At 54.0% G+C, this 3,911-nt stretch carries 5 protein-coding genes; 1 reads left to right on the top strand and 4 read right to left on the bottom strand.

The annotated features are described in order from the left end of the window. The coding region (locus G451_RS30675; protein ID WP_034643146.1) for a hypothetical protein at positions 1-1,728 on the bottom strand (1,728 nt) is incomplete at its 3' end. A gap of 53 nt (positions 1,729-1,781) precedes the next feature. Between G451_RS30675 and G451_RS0120040 the strand changes: the two genes are divergently transcribed. After that, positions 1,782-1,997 (top strand): hypothetical protein, encoded by a 216-nt coding sequence (locus tag G451_RS0120040; RefSeq protein ID WP_027185646.1) that lies wholly within the window; start codon positions 1,782-1,784, stop codon positions 1,995-1,997. Here G451_RS0120040 and G451_RS0120045 read toward each other — a convergent pair. From G451_RS0120045 to G451_RS35435, 3 genes are all read right to left on the bottom strand, one after another. After that, complete coding sequence (locus G451_RS0120045) at positions 1,994-2,440, bottom strand: hypothetical protein (protein ID WP_027185647.1); 447 nt, start codon at positions 2,438-2,440, stop codon at positions 1,994-1,996. The genes G451_RS0120040 and G451_RS0120045 overlap by 4 nt on opposite strands. 26 nt (positions 2,441-2,466) lie before the next feature. Continuing rightward, positions 2,467-3,615, bottom strand: a complete 1,149-nt coding sequence (locus G451_RS0120050) for a phage tail tube protein (protein ID WP_027185648.1) — start codon at positions 3,613-3,615, stop codon at positions 2,467-2,469. Positions 3,616-3,716: 101 nt separating this feature from the next. Beyond that, positions 3,717-3,911: hypothetical protein (locus G451_RS35435; RefSeq protein WP_211236376.1), on the bottom strand; the 195-nt coding region annotated here is incomplete at its 5' end.

Genomic DNA, 3,911 nt, shown 5'->3' on the forward strand with positions numbered 1-3,911 from the left:
CTGGCGCATCCCCCAATGCTCATACAGTGCGGCCCGAGCCACATCGAGCGCGGCCAACTCGGCGTCATAACGATCGCCCGAGGCATCGGCGATCGTATCGTAAGCGGTTTTCCAGCCAGATACGCGGGTAGCTGTTTCGCCGAGCGTTTTGTCGGTGTCGTCAGCTAGAAGCAATTGGTAGGCGCCCGACCAATCCTTAGCGGCTTTCAAGAGATCGTCGAGATTCTTTTTGCTTTTCTTGGTGCTGTTATCGTCGATAGGGAGAGGTGGGTTGTTGACAATGGGTTCAGTTGTTGCCCCCTCAGTCTGAGTTTCGCCGTTATTATACCATTCCAAGGCTTCCAAAACCCCTTTTGCAGGGTTTAATCTCAGAGCAGATAAAATTTTTGCAATCCTGTATACATTGGATAAAAGCGTCGAGATTGTCTGACCATACTTTTCAAGCAAGCTATTAATTCTAGAGAGACTCCGCACGACATCATCATGCATTTCCTTAAATCCAGATCGGACAATCTGATCATATCGCGTTTGCAACGTCGAAACCTGCGATTCGATCGTTCCCTGGATATCTTCCGACGCCGCCAGCATTCCTTTGAATTGATCCGCGACAAATTCAAGCGCCCGGCCCTCAGCGACAGCCTTCTTCAGTTGTTTATCCCACTCTGGCCCGAGCTTGTCTTTCAACAATACAGCGATTTGGTCCGTTGCCCGAGCTTGTCCAGACATCACAGACCGTATCTCCTGGGCAATTTGCAAACTCGCTGTTTGCCCCTGGGTCATGAGTTTTATTTTATCAACAATAATACCAAGATTCGTAATATCTTCTTCGGATGTAAGAACAACGCCTTTGTTCGTTAAAATTTGCCATGCTTCCGTGAGTTCCTGGCCTGACGCAAAAAATTGTGCTGCAGCCAGCTCAACCTTTTCATATGTCTCTGTTGCGTATTGGAGATTTTGTTCATAGATCGCCTTGAGTTCGTCAGCCGATCCTTTATTGTAGTCAGTCAAGGTGGCCGCCACACTGATAATACGTTTTTCATATGCATCAATCGCATCGACGGCGTTCCAAACTTCACGCACGCTACGACGAAATGTCTCAGCAAGGACCAATCCTGCGACAACATTCCGCAGTTGTCCGACAACAGAAAGTAAACTTGAGACTCCTGTTTCAACACCCTTAATTTGCTGAGGGCTTTCCGACCCTAATCGTTGGTATTCTTTTCGGAGATCTTGAATTTTTTTTCGGACTTTCTCCTGTGCCGCCGCGACATCTTTGGCCGACGCCGTGCCGCTATCGCGGATCGACTTATACGCCTCGCCAATCCGCTTGATCTCCGCCTTAATTTCATCAGCAGACCGCAACCCCAGATCCCGCCATGCAGCATCAACTTTGCTGGCGCTGGCCGCTCCATCAAAGCCAACTCGGGCGTACTCCGACCCCAAATCCTTGAGCTTGCTCTTGAGTTGGTCATGGGCCACAGCCAAATCCCGAGCCGATGCCGTGCCGTCGGTTTTCAGCGTGTTATACGCATCCCCAACCCGCTTAATCTCGGCCTTGATCTCCCCGGCCGAGCGCAACCCCAACGTGCTCCAGGCCGCATCGAGATCACGCCCGGTAGCCGTGGCCGTATCGCTCAAGCCATCCAAGGCGGTTTTGGCTTGATTGATCGCTTGCTGATACTTGCCGGCATCAGCTTCGATTATAATGCGGATTTTATTTTCGGCCACGGCCTCTCTCCATCACATTAAAAAAGGCGCGGGCGCTTGGCATCCAACCAAGCATGCAACGCGCCCAAATCCAACCAGGTTTGCAACGGCAAATCATCTTGCCCAAATTGATACCCACCAAGCTGCAATTGCCGCAGATACACAAGATGATCGATATACGGGTTGCGCTCCGCATTTTGGCCTTTCGGGCAGGCGGCGCAGACGGCTTCCAGCCATGGCCCGTTTTGCGCCGCGCATTCCTTCTTGTCGTTCTTGGTGCATCCCTCTAGGTGGATGCCGAAGGCTCCCCCAGGTCGGGCATGTCAGCGACTTCAAAATATTCCACACCTTCGTCTCGCTTCGTTCCCGCGGCATTGAAGGCCGTTTGGGCAATCAAGGCGAACGCTTCAGGGAAGCCTTTTTTGACCAAGGTTTTCCAGTCTTCGCGGTAGCCTTCTTCCATGGGATCGCTGGCCACAAACTGTCCTGCCACGCGAAGGGTACCGCGCTTGAATCCTGTGCAGAGAGCAGCCCCATGCTTAACCTGGAGCGGCCATGCATTCTTTGCCAGCTTGATCTTGCCGCCCGAGTGCTTCACGGTATCCGATTGGTAGGCCATCCGTTGGGCATTGGTAGGCATCGCATAGTAAAATTCATGCACGGCCCCGGTGCCCTTGTCTTCGATTTCCAAAACATTGCGGTCCGCGTCGAGATCGCGATACAATTCCGTCATGATATATCTCCTGAATCGTATTGGTGTTAGAACAACGTCATCCGAAATTCGTCGTCACCGGCTCCCGCATTCGTTGCCGTGTAACTCAGATCGTATTTCACCAACCCCGACTTGTCGGCGTATTTCGGATCTTCGTAGGTCGCTTTCGGCACTTCGATGCGCCACCGGTTGCCGGCTGCCGCTCCGATGGTGCAGGCGAGTTTCCCCGGCGTCGAATTTTTCCACATCGACCAAACATTGAAGTTAGCCAACGAATCCGCTTCCGGATCAATTGATCCTTTGGGCGTGCGGCCCCCCACGTACACGGCGCGCATGCCTTCGGGGTGGTTGGCATCTTTGCGCTGTTGAACGTCGCCGCCCAAATCCAGCTTGAACGACTCCAGCACCGGCGTGTAGCTGCCGATCGTCAAACCAGCACCCATAAAGACGGGGCCGATGAGATCGGTGAACACCGGCGAGGGCAAAACCGAATCAGACGGATCGCCGTAGAGCCCCGTCATCGTAAACGATAACGTCGGTATCTTGCCGTTGGCGCAATCGAGCGCCCACGTCCCGCGCAGGCCGCGGATCACCCACAAATGCGAGTCCTTGAAAAAGCGTTTTGATGCCGACGGCTGGTCCGCTGGAGACAAGGTTGCCGGCCGATACTCGAATGCTTCATAGGCAGCCACCACACTGGCCGTGGCCGCGCTCGTGCCGCCGGTCACCGTCTCAGCCGCTTGAAACTCGCCGGCACCCCCGGTCAAGACAAGGGTGTCGCCGTCAATGTGATAGACCGTGCCTGTTGCTCCTGAGCCTTGGCCCGTCACCACTTCATCAATCTCAAAAGAGCCGACAGCACCCTCGATATCAAGCCGCACGACCTCCCGTTTTTTCATACTGCACGCCAAGAACAGCGGCTCCCAATCCGGGGCCAACAACGCGCCAGCTTCGGAGAGGCCGCCGCCGCGCAATTCCACGGCCGGCGAAATCTGAATCGATTTCGTCCCCACGGCATTGGGCGTGGGCGAAAACGTCGGGGTCACGACATTCCGCTCGATTTTTTCGCCGTTGATCGTTACGTCGACGCCCTCATTACAGAGCAATCCGGCATACTCGCCCACATCAGGCGGTACGCCGTACGATGCCTCGGCGGCGATCAACGAGCCGACTCGTTTTGTCATCAATGATGTCATTGCAGTCTCCTCAATATATTCACACAACCAGCTACAGTTTTTGAAGATTCTCAAGAAACTTTTTCCAAAAAGTTTCTTGAGCCGCCGGAGGCTTTTTTCTCCTACAGCAAAACCGCTTGCTTAATCCGATATTCGGCCGCATACACAACCAACCCGGCCCCATCCACCGGCATGGCCTGCTCCCGGCACAACACCACCGGGAACAACCCTTCCAGCAAAATTTTTCCGCGCAACTTTTCTCGCGCCAGCTGCAATAATTCTCGCGCCCCCGGCAACGCGGATTCCTTGGATCGCAA

Source organism: Desulfovibrio inopinatus DSM 10711 (assembly GCF_000429305.1).
In the GTDB taxonomy this organism is placed as follows: domain Bacteria; phylum Desulfobacterota; class Desulfovibrionia; order Desulfovibrionales; family Desulfovibrionaceae; genus Alteridesulfovibrio; species Alteridesulfovibrio inopinatus.

Coding starts and splice junctions, on each gene's coding strand:
- G451_RS0120045 (WP_027185647.1), bottom strand. CDS start 2,440: ATGACGGAATTGTATCGCGATCTCGACGCGGACCGCAATGTTTTGGAA.
- G451_RS0120050 (WP_027185648.1), bottom strand. CDS start 3,615: ATGACATCATTGATGACAAAACGAGTCGGCTCGTTGATCGCCGCCGAG.
- G451_RS0120040 (WP_027185646.1), top strand. CDS start 1,782: ATGCAACGCGCCCAAATCCAACCAGGTTTGCAACGGCAAATCATCTTG.